13 protein-coding genes and 1 tRNA gene are annotated in these 15,310 nt (G+C 66.8%); 9 read left to right on the top strand and 5 right to left on the bottom strand.

Going from position 1 to position 15,310, the window contains the following annotated elements:
- The first annotated feature begins 15 nt into the window (after positions 1 to 15).
- The 7 genes from U6958_RS22595 to adhP all read left to right on the top strand — a co-directional run bounded on the left by U6958_RS22595 (position 16) and on the right by adhP (position 7,884).
- The gene (locus U6958_RS22595; protein WP_016445279.1) at positions 16 to 1,509 is read left to right on the top strand and encodes an NCS1 family nucleobase:cation symporter-1; all 1,494 of its coding nucleotides are present in this window, start codon (positions 16 to 18) and stop codon (positions 1,507 to 1,509) included.
- A gap of 30 nt (positions 1,510 to 1,539) precedes the next feature.
- On the top strand, positions 1,540 to 3,000 hold the full coding sequence (gene hydA / locus U6958_RS22590) for a dihydropyrimidinase (protein WP_074923014.1): 1,461 nt from the start codon (positions 1,540 to 1,542) through the stop codon (positions 2,998 to 3,000).
- A 24-nt stretch (positions 3,001 to 3,024) separates the two neighbouring features.
- Positions 3,025 to 4,293, top strand: coding sequence for a Zn-dependent hydrolase (locus U6958_RS22585; RefSeq protein WP_074923015.1), 1,269 nt, complete (start codon positions 3,025 to 3,027; stop codon positions 4,291 to 4,293).
- Between the two features lie 70 nt (positions 4,294 to 4,363).
- Positions 4,364 to 4,440, top strand: a tRNA-Val gene (locus U6958_RS22580).
- A 245-nt stretch (positions 4,441 to 4,685) separates the two neighbouring features.
- Positions 4,686 to 5,225, top strand: a complete 540-nt coding sequence (phaR, locus tag U6958_RS22575; protein WP_016445296.1) for a polyhydroxyalkanoate synthesis repressor PhaR — start codon at positions 4,686 to 4,688, stop codon at positions 5,223 to 5,225.
- 92 nt (positions 5,226 to 5,317) lie between these two features.
- Positions 5,318 to 6,706 carry a 30S ribosomal protein S12 methylthiotransferase RimO gene (gene rimO, locus U6958_RS22570; protein ID WP_074923016.1) on the top strand — a complete coding sequence of 463 codons (1,389 nt, stop codon included), beginning with the start codon at positions 5,318 to 5,320 and terminating at the stop codon, positions 6,704 to 6,706.
- A 149-nt stretch (positions 6,707 to 6,855) separates the two neighbouring features.
- Positions 6,856 to 7,884 carry an alcohol dehydrogenase AdhP gene (adhP, locus tag U6958_RS22565; protein WP_016445343.1) on the top strand — a complete coding sequence of 343 codons (1,029 nt, stop codon included), beginning with the start codon at positions 6,856 to 6,858 and terminating at the stop codon, positions 7,882 to 7,884.
- A gap of 63 nt (positions 7,885 to 7,947) precedes the next feature.
- On the opposite strand, the gene U6958_RS22560 is transcribed toward adhP, so the two are convergent.
- The 5 genes from U6958_RS22560 to U6958_RS22540 all read right to left on the bottom strand — a co-directional run bounded on the left by U6958_RS22560 (position 7,948) and on the right by U6958_RS22540 (position 12,920).
- Positions 7,948 to 9,369 (bottom strand): MATE family efflux transporter, encoded by a 1,422-nt coding sequence (locus tag U6958_RS22560; protein ID WP_074923017.1) that lies wholly within the window; start codon positions 9,367 to 9,369, stop codon positions 7,948 to 7,950.
- Positions 9,370 to 9,416: 47 nt separating this feature from the next.
- Positions 9,417 to 10,025, bottom strand: a complete 609-nt coding sequence (locus U6958_RS22555; protein WP_074923018.1) for a DUF2239 family protein — start codon at positions 10,023 to 10,025, stop codon at positions 9,417 to 9,419.
- 153 nt (positions 10,026 to 10,178) lie between these two features.
- Positions 10,179 to 10,733 (bottom strand): elongation factor P, encoded by a 555-nt coding sequence (efp, locus tag U6958_RS22550; RefSeq protein ID WP_016445346.1) that lies wholly within the window; start codon positions 10,731 to 10,733, stop codon positions 10,179 to 10,181.
- A gap of 163 nt (positions 10,734 to 10,896) precedes the next feature.
- Entirely contained in the window at positions 10,897 to 12,030 is a 1,134-nt protein-coding gene (gene earP, locus U6958_RS22545; protein WP_074923019.1) for an elongation factor P maturation arginine rhamnosyltransferase EarP, read from the bottom strand.
- A 5-nt stretch (positions 12,031 to 12,035) separates the two neighbouring features.
- On the bottom strand, positions 12,036 to 12,920 hold the full coding sequence (locus U6958_RS22540) for a LysR family transcriptional regulator (protein WP_074923020.1): 885 nt from the start codon (positions 12,918 to 12,920) through the stop codon (positions 12,036 to 12,038).
- A gap of 168 nt (positions 12,921 to 13,088) precedes the next feature.
- Here U6958_RS22540 and U6958_RS22535 point away from each other — a divergent pair, with 168 nt between their 5' ends.
- Complete coding sequence (locus U6958_RS22535) at positions 13,089 to 14,306, top strand: CaiB/BaiF CoA-transferase family protein (RefSeq protein WP_016453012.1); 1,218 nt, start codon at positions 13,089 to 13,091, stop codon at positions 14,304 to 14,306.
- Positions 14,303 to 15,292 (top strand): hydroxymethylglutaryl-CoA lyase, encoded by a 990-nt coding sequence (locus U6958_RS22530; protein WP_017406150.1) that lies wholly within the window; start codon positions 14,303 to 14,305, stop codon positions 15,290 to 15,292. The genes U6958_RS22535 and U6958_RS22530 overlap by 4 nt, the downstream gene beginning before the upstream one ends.
- Positions 15,293 to 15,310: the final 18 nt, after the last annotated feature.

Raw genomic sequence — 15,310 nt, 5'->3', positions numbered from 1 at the left:
AGAAGGAGCTTCGCAATGTCGCATGCCCCGCATTCCGGTGAGTCCGCAGGCAGCCTGTGGAACCACGACCTCGCACCCACGCTGCCGAGCCAGCGCACCTGGACCTGGTACCACTTCGCCGCCCTGTGGATAGGCATGGTGATGTGCATCCCGGCCTACACGCTGGCCGCCAGCATGATCACGAACGGCATGTCGTGGTCGCAGGCGGTGATGACGGTGTTCCTGGGCAATCTCATCGTGCTGATTCCCATGCTGCTCATCGGCCATGCCGGGGCCAGGTACGGCATTCCTTTCGCTGTGCTGGCCCGTGCCTCGTTCGGCACCCACGGCGCCAAGCTGCCGGCCATGCTGCGGGCCCTGGTAGCCTGTGGCTGGTACGGCATCCAGACCTGGTTCGGCGGCATGATGATCTACACCCTGCTGGGCGTGCTGCTGGGCCATCCGCTGGAAGGCGAGAAGATCGCTGGCCTGGGCATCAATGTGGGGCAGCTGGTGTGCTTTCTGGTGTTCTGGGCGATCCAGTTCTACTTCGTGGTGCATGGCATCGAGTCCATCCGCAAGCTGGAGACCTGGACAGCGCCGCTCAAGATCCTGATCTGCTTCGTGCTGCTGGGATGGGTCTACCAGAAGGCCGGCGGCTTCGGCCCCATCATGGAGCAGCCTTCGCAGTACGCGCCGGGCGGCCCCAAGGCGGGCCAGTTCATGTCGGTGTTCTGGCCGTCGCTGACGGCCATGGTGGGCTTCTGGGCCACGCTGGCCTTGAACATTCCGGACTTCACGCGCTTTGCCAAGTCGCAGAAGGACCAGGTGGTGGGCCAGGCCATCGGCCTGCCCGTGCCCATGGGGCTGCTGGCCATGCTGGCGGTGGTGGTGACATCTGGCACCGTGGTGATCTACGGCAAGGCCCTGTGGGACCCCGTGGATGTCGCCAGCCGCATGACGGGCGCGGCCGTGCTGATCGCGCTGATCGTGCTGCTGATCGACACCGTGAGCGTGAACCTGGCGGCCAACCTGGTGGGGCCGGCCTATGACTTCTCCGCCCTGGCGCCCAGGAAGATCAGCTACCGCGTGGGCGGCTACATGACGGTGGCCATTGCCATCGTGATGATGCCCTGGAAGATCCTGGAATCGACCGAGGGCTACATCTTCACCTGGCTGATCGGCTACTCGGCACTGCTGGGGCCGATCGCGGGCATTCTGATGGTGGACTACTTCCTGGTGCGCAAAAAGCAGCTGGTGGTGGAAGACCTGTACAGGGAAGAGGGCGTCTACCGCTACTCCAACGGCTGGAACTGGGTGGCCGTGGCCGCCTTCGCCCTGGGCGTGGCGCCCAACCTGCCCGGCTTCCTGCACGCAGCGTTCCCCGCTGCATTCCCGAACGTGGGTGATTTCTTCAAGCATGCCTATGACTACGCATGGTTCATCGGCCTGTTCATTGCCGGCGTGGTCTACCGCATCGGCATGGCAGGCCAGGTGACCAAGGGCGCGCCCGCGCTGAGCAAGGCATAGGCCGGACCAACCAACAGGAGGCATGACGCTATGGGTCAATCACAGGGTTCGGTATGGGTGCGTGGCGGCACGGTGGTGAATGCAGACCGGCAGGAGAAGGCCGACGTGCTGTGCGTGGATGGGACGATTGCGGCCGTGGGGCCGGATGTGGCGGCCCTGGTGCCGGCCGGGGCGCAGGTGATCGATGCCTCGGGGCAGTTCGTCATGCCCGGCGGCATCGATCCGCACACCCACATGCAACTGCCCTTCATGGGCACGGTCACGGCCGATGACTTCTACACCGGCACGGCGGCGGCGCTGGCCGGTGGCACGACCAGCATCATCGACTTCGTCATTCCCGATCCGCAGGAGCCGCTGCTGGACGCCTACCGCAAATGGCGCGGCTGGGCCGAGAAGGCTGCGGCGGACTACTCCTTCCATGTGGCCGTCACCTGGTGGAGCGACAGCGTCCATGCCGACATGGGCACGCTGGTGCGCGAGGAGGGCATCAACAGCTTCAAGCACTTCATGGCCTACAAGAACGCCATCATGTGCGACGACGAAACCCTGGTGAACAGCTTCAAGCGCGCGCTGGAGCTGGGCGCCATGCCCACGGTGCATGCCGAAAACGGCGAGCTGGTCTACCTGCTGCAGCAGGAAGTGGCCAAGATGGGCATCACCGGGCCCGAGGGCCACCCGCTGGCCCGCCCGCCCATGGTGGAGGCCGAGGCGGCCAACCGCGCCATCGCCATCGCCGGCGTGCTGGGCGTGCCCATCTACGTGGTGCACGTCAGCTGCACCGAGGCGGCGCAGGCCATTGCCGCGGCCCGTGCGCGCGGCCAGCGCGTGTATGGCGAGGTGCTGGCCGGCCATCTGGTGATCGACGAAAGCGTGTACCGCGACCCCGACTTCGCCAAGGCGGCCGCCCACGTGATGAGCCCGCCCTTCCGGGCCAAGGGCCACCAGGAGGCCTTGTGGCAGGGCCTGCAGTCGGGCCAGCTGCACACCACGGCCACCGACCATTGCACCTTCTGCGCCGCGCAGAAGGCCATGGGCCGGGACAACTTCGCCAAGATCCCCAACGGCACCGGCGGCGTGGAGGAGCGCCTGGCCGTGATCTGGGATGCGGGCGTGAACACCGGCCGGCTGACGCCCAGCGAATTCGTGGCCATCACCTCGGCCAACACGGCCAAGCTTTTCAACATCTATCCGCGCAAGGGCCTGGTCGGCGTGGGCGCCGATGCCGATCTGGTCGTCTGGGACCCTGCCGCCACCCACACCCTGTCGGTCAAGACCCAGCACTCCAAGGGCGACTACAACATCTTCGAGGGGCGCACCGTGCAAGGCATGCCCAGCCACACCATCAGCCAGGGCGTGGTGGCCTATGCGCAGGGCGATCTGCGTGCCGAGATGGGCAAGGGGCGCTACATCAAGCGCCCGGCCTTCGGCCCCAACTTCGACGCGGTGCAGCGCCGCGCCGCCACGCTGCAGCCCACGGCCGTGGCGCGCTGAAGCCCGCATGACAAGGAGACCGCAATGGATACAGATACCCAAGTGAAGCAGGACATCGCGCAGCTGCGCGTCAACGGGAGCCGGCTGTGGGATTCACTCATGGAGCTGGCCCGGATCGGCGCCACGCCCAAGGGCGGCGTGTGCCGCCTGACGCTGACCGACCTGGACCGCCAGGGCCGTGATCTGGTGACCCGCTGGGCGCGCGAGGCGGGCATGACGGTGACCATCGACAAGATCGGCAACGGCTTCATGCGCCGGCCCGGGCGCGACAACAGCCTGCCGCCCATCATGACGGGCAGCCACATCGACACCCAGCCCACGGGCGGCAAGTTCGACGGCAACTACGGCGTGCTGGCGGGGCTGGAGGTGGTGCGCACGCTCAACGACCACGGCATCGAGACCGAAGCGCCCATCGAGGTGGCCTTCTGGACGAACGAGGAAGGCTCGCGCTTCGTGCCGGTAATGATGGGCTCGGGCGTGTTCGCCAAGGCCTTCACGCTGGAGCATGCCTATGCGGCCACCGACTCCGAAGGCAAGACCGTCAAGGGCGAGCTAGAGCGCATCGGCTATGTGGGCAGCCAGGAACCGGGAGACCACCCGATCGGCGCCTACTTCGAGTCCCACATCGAACAGGGCCCGGTGCTGGAGGACAACGCCAAGACCATTGGCGTGGTCACCGGCGTGCTGGGCATCCGCTGGTACGACTGCGTGGTCACGGGCATGGAAGCCCATGCCGGCCCCACGCCCATGGCCCTGCGCAAGGATGCGCTGCAGGCCGCCGCGCAACTGATGCAGGAAGTGGTGGCCTGCGCCCATCGCCATCCGCCCCACGGGCGCGGTACCGTGGGCATGGTGCAGGTCCATCCCAACAGCCGCAACGTGATCCCGGGGCAGGTCAAATTCAGCATCGACCTGCGCAACGCCACCGATGCCGACTGCGAAGTCATGGACGCCGACATCCGCGCCGTGGTCGACCGCATCAGCCGGGAGACGGGCCTGCCCATAGCGATCAACCTGGTGTCCAGCTACCCCGCCCAACCCTTCCATGCCGACTGCGTGGATGCGGTGGCGCGCGCCGCCAAGGCCCTGGGCTACTCGCACATGCCCGTCGTCTCGGGCGCCGGGCATGATGCGGTCTACATGGCGCGGCTGGCGCCGGCCGGCATGGTCTTCATCCCCTGCAAGGACGGCATCAGCCACAACGAGATCGAGGACGCCACGCCCGCGGACATCACCGCAGGCTGCAATGTGCTGATGCACGCCATGCTGGAACGCGCCAGGGTGGCGGGTTGATCCAAAAAACTGCGCAACTTGCCCGGAAGCCCTGTTTTGCACTGCTATACTTGCGGCTTCAACAAACGACAGGCGCGTAGCTCAGCTGGTTAGAGCACCACCTTGACATGGTGGGGGTCGTTGGTTCGAGTCCAATCGCGCCTACCAAACACAGCAGTCTCACCAGGGGCTGCAAAAAAGAAATCCCGCTTCAAGCGGGATTTTTTTTGCCCCAACGGTTGCATGGCGGCCATTTGCCGTGTCGCATGCGTTGATCCCCATCAGGGTTACTGCTGCGCCGGGTGCTGCAGGTGCTGCCTAGAATCTGTTGCAGTGCAATAGCCGATTGCCCGCACGAGCCGGTGCAAGCAGGCGCAAACAGGTACAGCAGGTACAAGAGGAGAAGCATTGCAATGCAAGAGACGACAACAGCCGCCGCCCCCAGCGCCCAGCGCGTGATCAAGAAATACCCCAACCGCCGTCTCTACGACACCAACACGTCCTCCTACATCACGCTGACGGAAGTCAAGCAGCTGGTGATGGGCAACGAGCCCGTGGTGGTCAAGGACGCCAAGACGGGCGAAGACCTCACGCGCAGCATCCTGCTGCAGATCATTCTGGAAGAAGAGGCGGGCGGCGCGCCCATGTTCTCCGAGACCGTGCTGGCCAACATCATCCGTTTCTACGGCCACGCCATGCAGGGCTACATGGGCTCCTACCTGGAAAAGAACGTGCAGATGTTCACCGACTTCCAGAACAAGCTCGCCGAGCAGGCCCAGGGCACCTCGCCCGAGGCCTGGAGCCAGTTCATGCGCATGCAGCCGCCCGCCATGCAGAACATGATGAGCAGCTACATGGAGCAGTCGCAGAACATGTTCGCCCAGATGCAGGAGCAGATGCAAAAGCAGACCGAGCAGATGCTGGGCGCGCTCGGGATCAAGCGCAATAGCTGAGCTTGCAGGGATAAGTTCGGGGGCGGTTTACCAAGTTCGCGCAGAACTGGGACAATATCGCCCCTATGACCCCCACGAGCGACGCAACAACCATGACAACCCCTGCCGGCGCGGCCGCTCCGCGCGTGGGATTCGTCTCCCTCGGGTGCCCCAAGGCACTCACGGACTCCGAACTCATCCTTACCCAGCTCAGCGCCGAGGGTTACCAGACCTCCAAGACCTTCGAGGGCGCTGACCTGGTGATCGTCAACACCTGCGGCTTCATCGATGACGCCGTGCGCGAGAGCCTGGACACCATTGGCGAGGCGCTGGCCGAGAACGGCAAGGTCATCGTCACCGGCTGCCTGGGTGCCAAGGCGGGCAAGGACGGCGGCAACCTGATCCAGGAAGTGCATCCCAGCGTGCTGGCCGTGACCGGTCCGCACGCCACGCAGGAGGTGATGAATGCCGTCCACACCCATCTGCCCAAGCCGCACGATCCCTTCATCGACCTGGTGCCGGGCGCCTTTGGCGAGGCGGGTATCAAGCTCACGCCCAGGCACTACGCCTATCTGAAGATTTCCGAGGGCTGCAACCACCGCTGCACCTTCTGCATCATCCCTTCCATGCGCGGCGATCTGGTTTCGCGTCCGGTGGGCGATGTGCTCAAGGAGGCGCGCGCGCTGTTCGAGGGCGGCGTCAAGGAGCTGCTGGTGATCAGCCAGGACACCTCGGCCTATGGCGTGGACGTGAAGTACCGCACGGGCTTCTGGGACGGCAAGCCGGTGAAGACACGCATGCATGAACTGGTGCAGACGTTGGCCGAGATCGCCGAGCCCTATGGCGCCTGGGTGCGCCTGCACTACGTCTATCCGTACCCCAGCGTGGACGAGATCATTCCGTTCATGGCCACGGGCCGCGTGCTTCCCTATCTGGACGTGCCCTTCCAGCACAGCCATCCCGATGTCTTGAAGCGCATGAAGCGCCCCGCCAACGGCGAGAGGAACCTGGAGCGCCTGCAGCGCTGGCGCGAGATCTGTCCCGACCTGGTGATCCGCTCCACCTTCATCGCCGGCTTCCCCGGCGAGACGGAGCAGGAGTTCGAGCACCTGCTGCAGTTCCTGCGCGAGGCGCAGATCGACCGTGCGGGCTGCTTTGCCTACAGCCCGGTCGAAGGCGCTGCCGCCAATGAGATCCCCGGCATGCTGCCCGAGGAAGTGCGCGAGGAGCGCCGCGCGCGTTTCATGGCCGTGGCCGAGGAGGTTTCCACGGCACGCCTGCAAAAGCGCGTCGGCCAGACCATGCAGGTGCTGGTAGACAAGTCCGTGGGCCTGGGCAAGAAGGGTGGCGTGGGCCGCAGCTATGCCGATGCCCCCGAGATCGACGGCCTGGTGCACCTGCTGCCGCCCGAGAAGGCCAGCAAGACCTACAAGGTGGGCGACTTCGTCAAGGCGCGCATCGTGGGCACGCAGGGCCACGACCTGGTGGGCCAGCCCGTGTAAGGCCTGCATTCGCATCCCTGAAAAGCGGGCAAGGTTTTCCTTGCCCGCTTTTTTTTCCTTGATGGTCCAAGGCCTGATTTTGATCAAGGCGTTCAGGTCGCTTCGCTGAAATGCTGTACCTACTTTGACGCAAAGAAAGGATGGCGCGAATGAACAGGACCATGAAGGCCGCCGTGGTGCGGGAGTTTGGCAAGCCGCTCACCATCGAGGAAGTCCCGGTGCCCAGGCCCGATCCCGGCCATGTGCTGGTGAAGATCGAGGCCTGCGGCGTCTGCCATACCGATTTGCACGCGGCGCAGGGCGACTGGCCCGTCAAGCCCAATCCGCCCTTCATTCCCGGCCACGAAGGCGTGGGCTACGTGGCCGCCGTGGGCGCGGGCGTCACCCACGTGAAGGAGGGCGACCGCGTCGGCATTCCGTGGCTGTACACGGCCTGCGGCCATTGCGAGCATTGCCTGGGTGGCTGGGAGACGCTGTGCGAGCAGCAAAAGAACACCGGCTACTCCGTCAACGGCGGCTTTGCGCAGTACGCGCTGGCCGATGCCAATTTCGTGGGCCTGCTGCCCGGCAGCGTGGACCTGATCGAGATCGCTCCCGTGCTGTGCGCGGGCGTCACGGTCTACAAGGGCCTGAAGGTCACCGACACCAGGCCCGGCAACTGGGTGGTGATCTCGGGCATCGGCGGCCTGGGCCACATGGCCGTGCAATATGCCAAGGCCATGGGCCTGAACGTGGCGGCGGTGGACGTGGATGACGACAAGCTGGCGCTGGCCCGGCGCCTGGGCGCACAGGTCACGGTCAATGCCATGACCACGGACCCTGCGGCCTATCTGAAAAAAGAGATTGGCGGCGCGCACGGCGCCCTGGTCACGGCGGTCTCGCCCAAGGCCTTCGAGCAGGCGCTGGGCATGGTGCGGCGCGGCGGCACGGTATCGCTCAACGGCCTGCCGCCCGGCAGCTTCCCGCTGCCCATCTTCAACATGGTGCTCAGCGGCGTGACGGTGCGTGGCTCCATCGTGGGCACGCGGCTGGACCTGCAGGAGTCGCTGGATTTCGCGGCCATGGGCAAGGTCAAGGCCACCGTGTCCACCGACCGGCTGGAGAACATCAACGACATCTTCGCGCGCATGCATGAAGGCAAGATCGAAGGGCGCGTGGTGCTGGACCTGAACGCCTGACGCTTTGCCCACCCCCAAAAAAACAGGCTTCCCTCGGGAAGCCTGTTTTGCATGGCGCACGCCTTACACCATGCGGCGGATCGGGCGCTTCTTCCACACCAGCTTGTAGTAGGCGGTCTGCAGGCACAGCGTCAGGGTGTAGGACAGCGGAAAGGCCATCCAGATTCCCATCAGCCCGAAGCTGCGGCTCAGCCACCATGCCAGGGGCAGCTCCAGCACGGCGAGCACCGTGATGGTGATGGCCGTGGGAATGACCACATCGCCGCTGGCACGCATGATGGACGACAGGGCAATGAAGCAGCCCAGCAGCAGGCCGCTCCACAGCACGATGTACAGCAGCTCGATGGCCAGCACCAGCACCTGCTCGTCGGTGATGAACATGCCCAGCAGCGGCCGCGCGAACAGGCTGCCGATCAGGGCCAGGGCGGCACCCAGCACCAGGTTCATGCGTATGGCCGTGGCCGTGATGGCGCCCAGGCGCTCGCTGCGGCCAGCGCCGATGGCCTGGGCGCCGAGGATGGAGGCCGTGATGGCCACCGAAATGACCGGGAACTGCGCAAACGAGTTGATCTGGTTGACCGCACCATAGGCTGCCGTGGCGCTGGAGCCGAAGCCGTTGACCAGCGACACGACGACCAGCCCGGCCATGGACGAGGCGATCATCTGCACGCCCGTGGGAATGCCCACGCGCAGGATGCTCTTGAGCAGGGTCCGGTCAATGCGCATGGCTTTCCACAACGCGGCATTGGGCGCCAGCGGGCTGGCTATGCGGCGCAGCCGCCAGCCCAGCCAGCCCAGGGCCAGGGTGAAGCCCAGGATCATGGACACGCCCGCGCTAGCCACGCCCAGGCGCGGCAGGCCGCCCCAGCCCGCGATCAGCGCCGGCGTGCAGACCAGGCCCGTGCCGGTGGAGATCAGCAGGGCCAGCATGGGCGAGACCGTGTCGCCCACGCCGCGCAGCAGCGAGGTGGCCAGCAGGAACACGAACAGCCCCGGCATGCCCAGCAGCACGATGCGCGAATACAGCGTGGCCTGCTCCATGATGTCGGGCGGCGTGCCCAGCAGGCGCATCAGCGGCTCGGTGAACAGTCCGCCGAACAGGGCCACGACGGCGCCGAACAGCAGCCCTATGCACATGGCCGTGCCTGCGATGGCGCGCAGCTTGTCGTGCATGCGCGCACCGTAGGCCTGGCCTATCAGCACCGAGGAGCCTGCGCCCAGGCCGATCACGAAGGCGATGAAGAGAAACATCACCGGAAAAAAGGCCGCGACGGCCGCCAGGGCCTGCACGCCCAGCATCTGGCCGATGAAGACGCTGTTGATGGTGCCCGACAGCGACTGCAGGATATTGGCCAGGACCATGGGGCCCAGGAACACCAGGAAGGTGCGCCACAGCGGCTGGGTGCCGTGGGCGATGGGCGGCCCGGCGGGGCTGGATGCGGCAGGCGCAGCAGCCTGGGGCAGAGGCTCGTTAGGTTTCGTCATGTTGTGTCTGTTAATGCGACGAGAAAATGCAATGGAAGGCGGGGGCTTCAGTCCTGCGCTGGCGATGGCGGCGATGGCGGCGAGGACCAGGCAGCGCTGCTCAGTTGCTGCAGATAGCTTCGCACATCCTCGGGCCAGGTGGCGGTGTGCCTTGCAAAGGCGTCGGCCTGGTGTGCAAAGAGGGCGCGGCTGGCGTCCTCGAAATGGGGCAGGTCGCCCGCCATCTCGCTCATGAATCGGTAGGCGGCCTCGGTGGCGGCGCGCACGGCATCCTGTGCGGCATGCTTGCCACGCGCCTCGTCCACCAGTCTGCGCAGTGCGCCGGAGGCGCCGCCGGGCTGGCGGTTCAGCCATTCCCAGTGCCGTGGCAGCAAGGTGACTTCGCGTGCCACCACGCCCAGCTTGGGGCGGCCCACGCTGCGCGGTGCGGCGGCTTGGCCGGGTGCGGGCGATGCGGCCAGTTCGCTGCGCCAGTCCAGGTCCAGCCGCATGCCGCTGTGGTCGTCGAAAACCCACAGCGGCGGCGCCGATCCGCTGCCTTGCGGCTGCTGTTCATGGCTTTGCAGGAACTGCAGGACGGCAGGCCTGTCCCCCTGCAGCACGCGGCCATGGCCCTGGAAGATGGTGTAGCTGGGTGCGGGCTCGGCGCCCGCCATGCAAGAGTCGGTAGTCATGAGCTGGATATTAGCCGGGTAAAATATGCAAGTCAATTAAATCCGGGTAAATATCTGCATGGGTGCCGCGCGCCTAAAGAAAAAGCCCCTGGCAGAGACTGCCAGGGGCTTCGCAGAGGGAACTGCAGGCGTTGTTTAGACGCGCTTGCGGTACTCGCCGGTGCGGGTATCGATTTCGATCTTGTCGCCCTGGCTCACGAACAGGGGCACGGGCACTTCAAAGCCGGTGGCGATCTTGGCGGGCTTGAGCACCTTGCCCGATGTGTCGCCCTTGACGGCGGGTTCGGTCCAGGTGATTTCGCGTTCCACGGACGTGGGCAGTTCGCAGGAGATGGCCTTGCCGTCGTAGAACACGACTTCGGCCTGCATGCCGTCTTCCAGGTAGTTGATGGCGTCGCCCATGTTGGCGGCTTCCACTTCGTACTGGTTGTATTCGGCATCCATCCAGACGTACATCGGATCGGCGAAGTAGGAGTAGGTGCACTCCTTCTTGTCCAGGATCACGTTGTCGATCTTGTCGTCGGCCTTGAACACGACTTCGGTGCCCATGTTCGACAGCAGGGCCTTGAGCTTCATGCGCACGGTGGCGGCGCCGCGGCCACCGCGAGCGTATTCGGTCTTCAGGACGATCATCGGGTCCTTGCCGTGCATGATCACGTTGCCGGCGCGGATTTCTTGAGCGATTTTCATAGCTTGCTTGGCTGAGGTTGAAGCCGCTCAACAGGGCAGGCAAGCGAAGTCGCTGGGACGGTGCGCCTGCCGCAGTTCCGCGGCGGGTGCAACCCTGGTTGGTCGATGGCGGCCGGCTGGCGGTCGCCCGCAACGGCGCCTCCAGGGAGGCAAAACGTGCATTCTAGCTTTTTTCGGTCACGAAAGCTTGCAGCTGCTCAATCAATGGGGTCTGTTGCAGCAGCCGCGCGCGCGCGGCCAGTGCGCAGTCCTGCCATTGCCGCAGCAGCGCAGGCGTGATCGCGGGCAGGGTGCTTGCCGGCGTCATGCCGTTCCAGGCATGGTGGAAGGCGCGCAGGCTGGCCGGCGCCTGCAGCCAGTCCAGGAAGGCGTCTAGCTTGTCGTGGTGGGCGTCGTCGTGCTGGGGATAGATGTGCCAGACCAGGGGCTGGCCGGCCCACAGCGCACGTACCAGCGAATCCTCGCCGCGCACCAGGTTCAGGTCGCAGGCCCAGAGCATCTCGTCGAACTGCGGCTGGGGGCAGGGCTGCAGCGCATGCCGTGTCACCGCACCGTGGTCTGCGGCGGGCACGCCGGCCATGGCCTGTTGCACGGCGGCGGCTGCGCGCCCCGGGGTCACCAGCAAATGCGTGGCCTGCGGCGCAGGGGGCGCTGCATGCAGCTGGTACAGCCAGTGCGGCAGGGCAGGGGGCTCGTAGCAGAACAGCGAGATGGCGCAATCGTCGGTGCCTATGCCGTGGCGTGTGCGCCAGGCCTGCCGGCCCTCGGAAGCAAAAGTCGCCTGGCGCGCGGCCAGGTCCGGCTCGCGCAGCAGGCCGCCCGTGGCGGCCGTGAAGCCCGGATAGAAGAACCAGCGCGTCAACCCCGCAGCCGGCCCCGACATCAGCGGGGAGGGCAGGCGGTGGCAGCGCTCCACATAGTCCTCGGCCGACAGGTACTCCAGGTTGATCCACAGCGGCGCGCGGCGCGCGATGGCCGCCAGAAAGGGCGGCGGAATCTCGCAGCCGAAGGCCTCGATGACCACATCGCCCACGGCCTGCGGGACGTCCTGCGCCTGCGTGGGCCAGCCGTGCACGCTGAGTCCGGCCGGGTGCGGCCGGGGCGCCATCCAGGCCAGGGCGCTGGCGTCGTCCATCCACAGCCGCACGCGCTGGCCGCGTGAGGCCAGGTCGGCCGCCGCGCGCCAGCACACGCCGATGTCGCCGAAGTTGTCTATGACCTGGCAGAAGATGTCCCAGGTCCGTGCAGCGGCCTGCTCTGGCAGAGGGGCCGGTGGGATGGGGTTGAAGGCAAGCATGGGAATCAGGGTTCGCACAGGTGTTCGACCAGCAACTGCGCCACGGGCGGCAGTGCCTCCTGCGAGCGCACGCACAGCATCAGCTGGCGCTCGGCCCAGGGCTCGTCCAGCGCAATGCAGCGCAGCGGCAGGGCGCCCAGGTACAGGCGTGCGCTGCCTTCGGGCAGGATGCCGACGCCCAGGCCCGAGGCCACCATCAGGCACAGCGCGTCATAGCCCGTGACCTTCATGCGCAGCCGGGGCTGCAGGCCCAGGTCGGCCGCGGCGCGCGTGATCTGGTGGTTGAGCGCGCTGCCCGCGTGCATGCCCACCAGGTCATGGTCCAGCACCTGGGCCAGCCGCAGCGAGCGCCTGCGTACCAGCGCATGGCCTTGGGGCACGATGACGATGAGGCGATCGCGCCGGTACGGGCGCAGGCGGATCTTCTCTCCGTAGCTGCCCTGGTTGAGGATGCCGATATCGGCCTCGTTGTCGGCCACGGCGCGCGCGATGTCGCTGCTCACCCGCTCCTGCAGGCGCACGTCCACATGCGGGTGCTGGTCCAGGAAGCGCTGCAGCTGGGAGGGCAGGAACTGCGTGATGGCCGAGATGTTGGCCATCACGCGCACATGGCCGCGCAGGCCGCTGCCGTACTCGCGCATCTGCTCGCCGATGCCGTCCAGGTCATTGAGCACGCCGCGCGCCATATTCAGCAGTGCAAAGGCGGCGGCCGTGGGTACGCTGCCGCGGTTGCTGCGGGTGAACAGCTCCACCTGCAGCTGGCTCTCCAGCTCGGCCAGCCGCCGGCTGGCGGCCGAGGGGGCGATGTGTTCGCGTGCGGCAGCGCGTGCGATGGCGCTTTCCTCCATCACGGCCACGAACAGGCGCAGCGAAATCGGGTCGAGTTTCATGGGGTGGCGATTATCGCCCGGCCCCGCCCGACCGGGTTCTGCCATGCCGGTTTGCGATGGCAGCGTCGCGCTTGAGCGTTTTGCGGCCGGCGCGGACGGCGGCAAGATCGGCGCCGCGGCAATGCCATCGGAGGCCGGCCGCAGGAGACAAAGAGGAAGCGCTAACCCATGACACAACAGACAAGGCAGGCCCCCACACCCGGCGCGCTCAGCGGCGTGCGCGTGGTCGAGATGGGGCAATTGATCGCCGGGCCGTTCTGCGGCAAGACGCTGGGCGAGTTCGGCGCCGACGTGGTCAAGATCGAGGCGCCGGGCGCGGGCGATCCGCTGCGCAACTGGCGCCTGATCAAGAACGGCACCTCGGTCTGGTGGCAGGTGCAGTCGCGCAACAAGCGTTCGGTGGCGCTGGACCTGCGCCAGCAGGAGGGCCAGGACATCGCGCGGCGCCTGATCGCCGAGGCCGATGTGCTGGTGGAGAACTTCCGTCCCGGCACGCTGGAGGGCTGGGGTATGTCGCCCGAGCAGCTGCATGCGCTCAACCCCGGGCTGGTCATCCTGCGCATCTCGGGCTACGGCCAGACCGGCCCCTACCGCGACCTGCCGGGCTTTGGCGTGATCGGCGAGGCCATGGGCGGCCTGCGCCACCTGACGGCCGAGCCGGGCCGCGTACCGGTGCGCGTGGGCGTGTCCATTGGCGACACGCTGGCCGCTCTGCATGGCGTGATCGGCGTGATGATGGCCCTGTACCACCGCAAGGTGAACGGCGGTGCCGGCCAGGTCATCGACGTGGCGCTGCATGAGGCCGTGTTCAACGTCATGGAAAGCCTGCTGCCCGAATACAGCGCCTTCGGCGCCGTGCGCGAGGCCGCAGGCAGCGCGCTGCCGGGCATCGCGCCGTCCAACGCCTATCCCTGCCAGGACGGCTGGGTGCTGGTGGCCGGCAATGGCGACTCCATCTTCAAGCGCCTGATGGCCACCATCGGCCGCCAGGACCTGGCTGACGATCCGCAACTGGCCGACAACGCGGGCCGCGTGGCGCGCATTGCCGAGATCGATGCCGTCATCGGCGGCTGGACGCGCACGCAGAGCGTGCAGGCCGTGATGGACCAGCTGGCCGCCGCACGCGTGCCGGCCGGCAAGGTCTACACCGCCAAGGACATTGCCGAGGACCCGCACTACCGCGCCCGCGACATGATCCTCAGCCAGCACACGCGCGACGGCGACGACATCGAGGTGCCGGGCATCGTGCCCAAGCTCTCGCTCACGCCGGGTACGGTGCGCACCAGCGCCCCCCATGTGGGCGACGACACCGACGCGGTGCTGGCCGAGGCCGGCCTCACGGCCGAACAGATTGCGCTGCTGCGCAGCAAGGGAGTGATCCAATGAACGCCGTCCACACCACGGATGTCTGGCAGGGCGCGGGCCGCCGCGTTTTCTTCAACGAGGTCGGCACGCGCGACGGGCTGCAGATGGAGCAGGCCTTTGTCCCCACCGAGGACAAGATCGCCCTGGTCAATGCACTGTCGCAGGCCGGCCTGTCCAAGATCGAGGTCACGGCCTTTGTCTCGCCCACCGCCATTCCCGCGCTGCGCGACGGCGAAATCGTCATGCGTGAGATAGAGCGCCGCCCCGGCACCGTCTACACCGCCCTGGTGCCCAATGCGCGGGGCGCCGAGCGCGCCATCGAGGCGCGCACGGACGAACTCAACCTCGTCATGTCGGTCAGCGAGACCCACAACCTGTGCAACCTGCGCATGCAGCGCAGCCAGTCGTTCGCGGCGCTGGCCCAGGTCGTGGCCACGGCGCAGCAGGCAGGCGTGCCGGTCAACGTCTCGCTGTCGTGCTGCTTTGGCTGCCCCATGGAGGGCGATGTGCCGCAGCAGGAAGTCTTCGGCTGGGTGCAGCGCTTTGCCGATCTGGGCGTGCAGGGCATCACGCTGTGCGACACCACGGGCATGGCCTTCCCGACCCAGGTGCGCGCCATGGTGGCCGCCTTCCGGCAGCGCTGGCCGCAGCTGGGCATGACCCTGCATTTCCACAACACGCGCGGCATGGCGCTGGCCAATGTGCTGGCCTCCATCGAGGCGGGCGGCGACCGCTTCGATGCCTCCATCGGCGGCCTGGGCGGTTGCCCCTATGCGCCGGGCGCCTCGGGCAATGCCTGCACGGAGGACATCGTCCACGCGCTGCAGCTCATGGGCTACGACACCGGCGTGGACCTGGCGCAGATCGTCGCGGCCGCGCGCAGCCTGCCCGCGCTGATCGGTCATGACACGGCCAGCCAGATCGCCAAGGCCGGCGCGCGGCTGGACCTGCACCAGCCACCGGCCGACTTTGCAGCCATCCGCGAACGGGCTTTGGCCAAGGGCTGAGGCCGGCGCGCATTCTCA

It is taken from the genome of Delftia lacustris (genome assembly GCF_040267515.1).
Lineage (GTDB): Bacteria > Pseudomonadota > Gammaproteobacteria > Burkholderiales > Burkholderiaceae_C > Comamonas > Comamonas tsuruhatensis.
The sequence above is the reverse complement of the archived record's forward strand: the minus strand, read 5'-3'. Positions and strand labels throughout refer to the sequence as shown.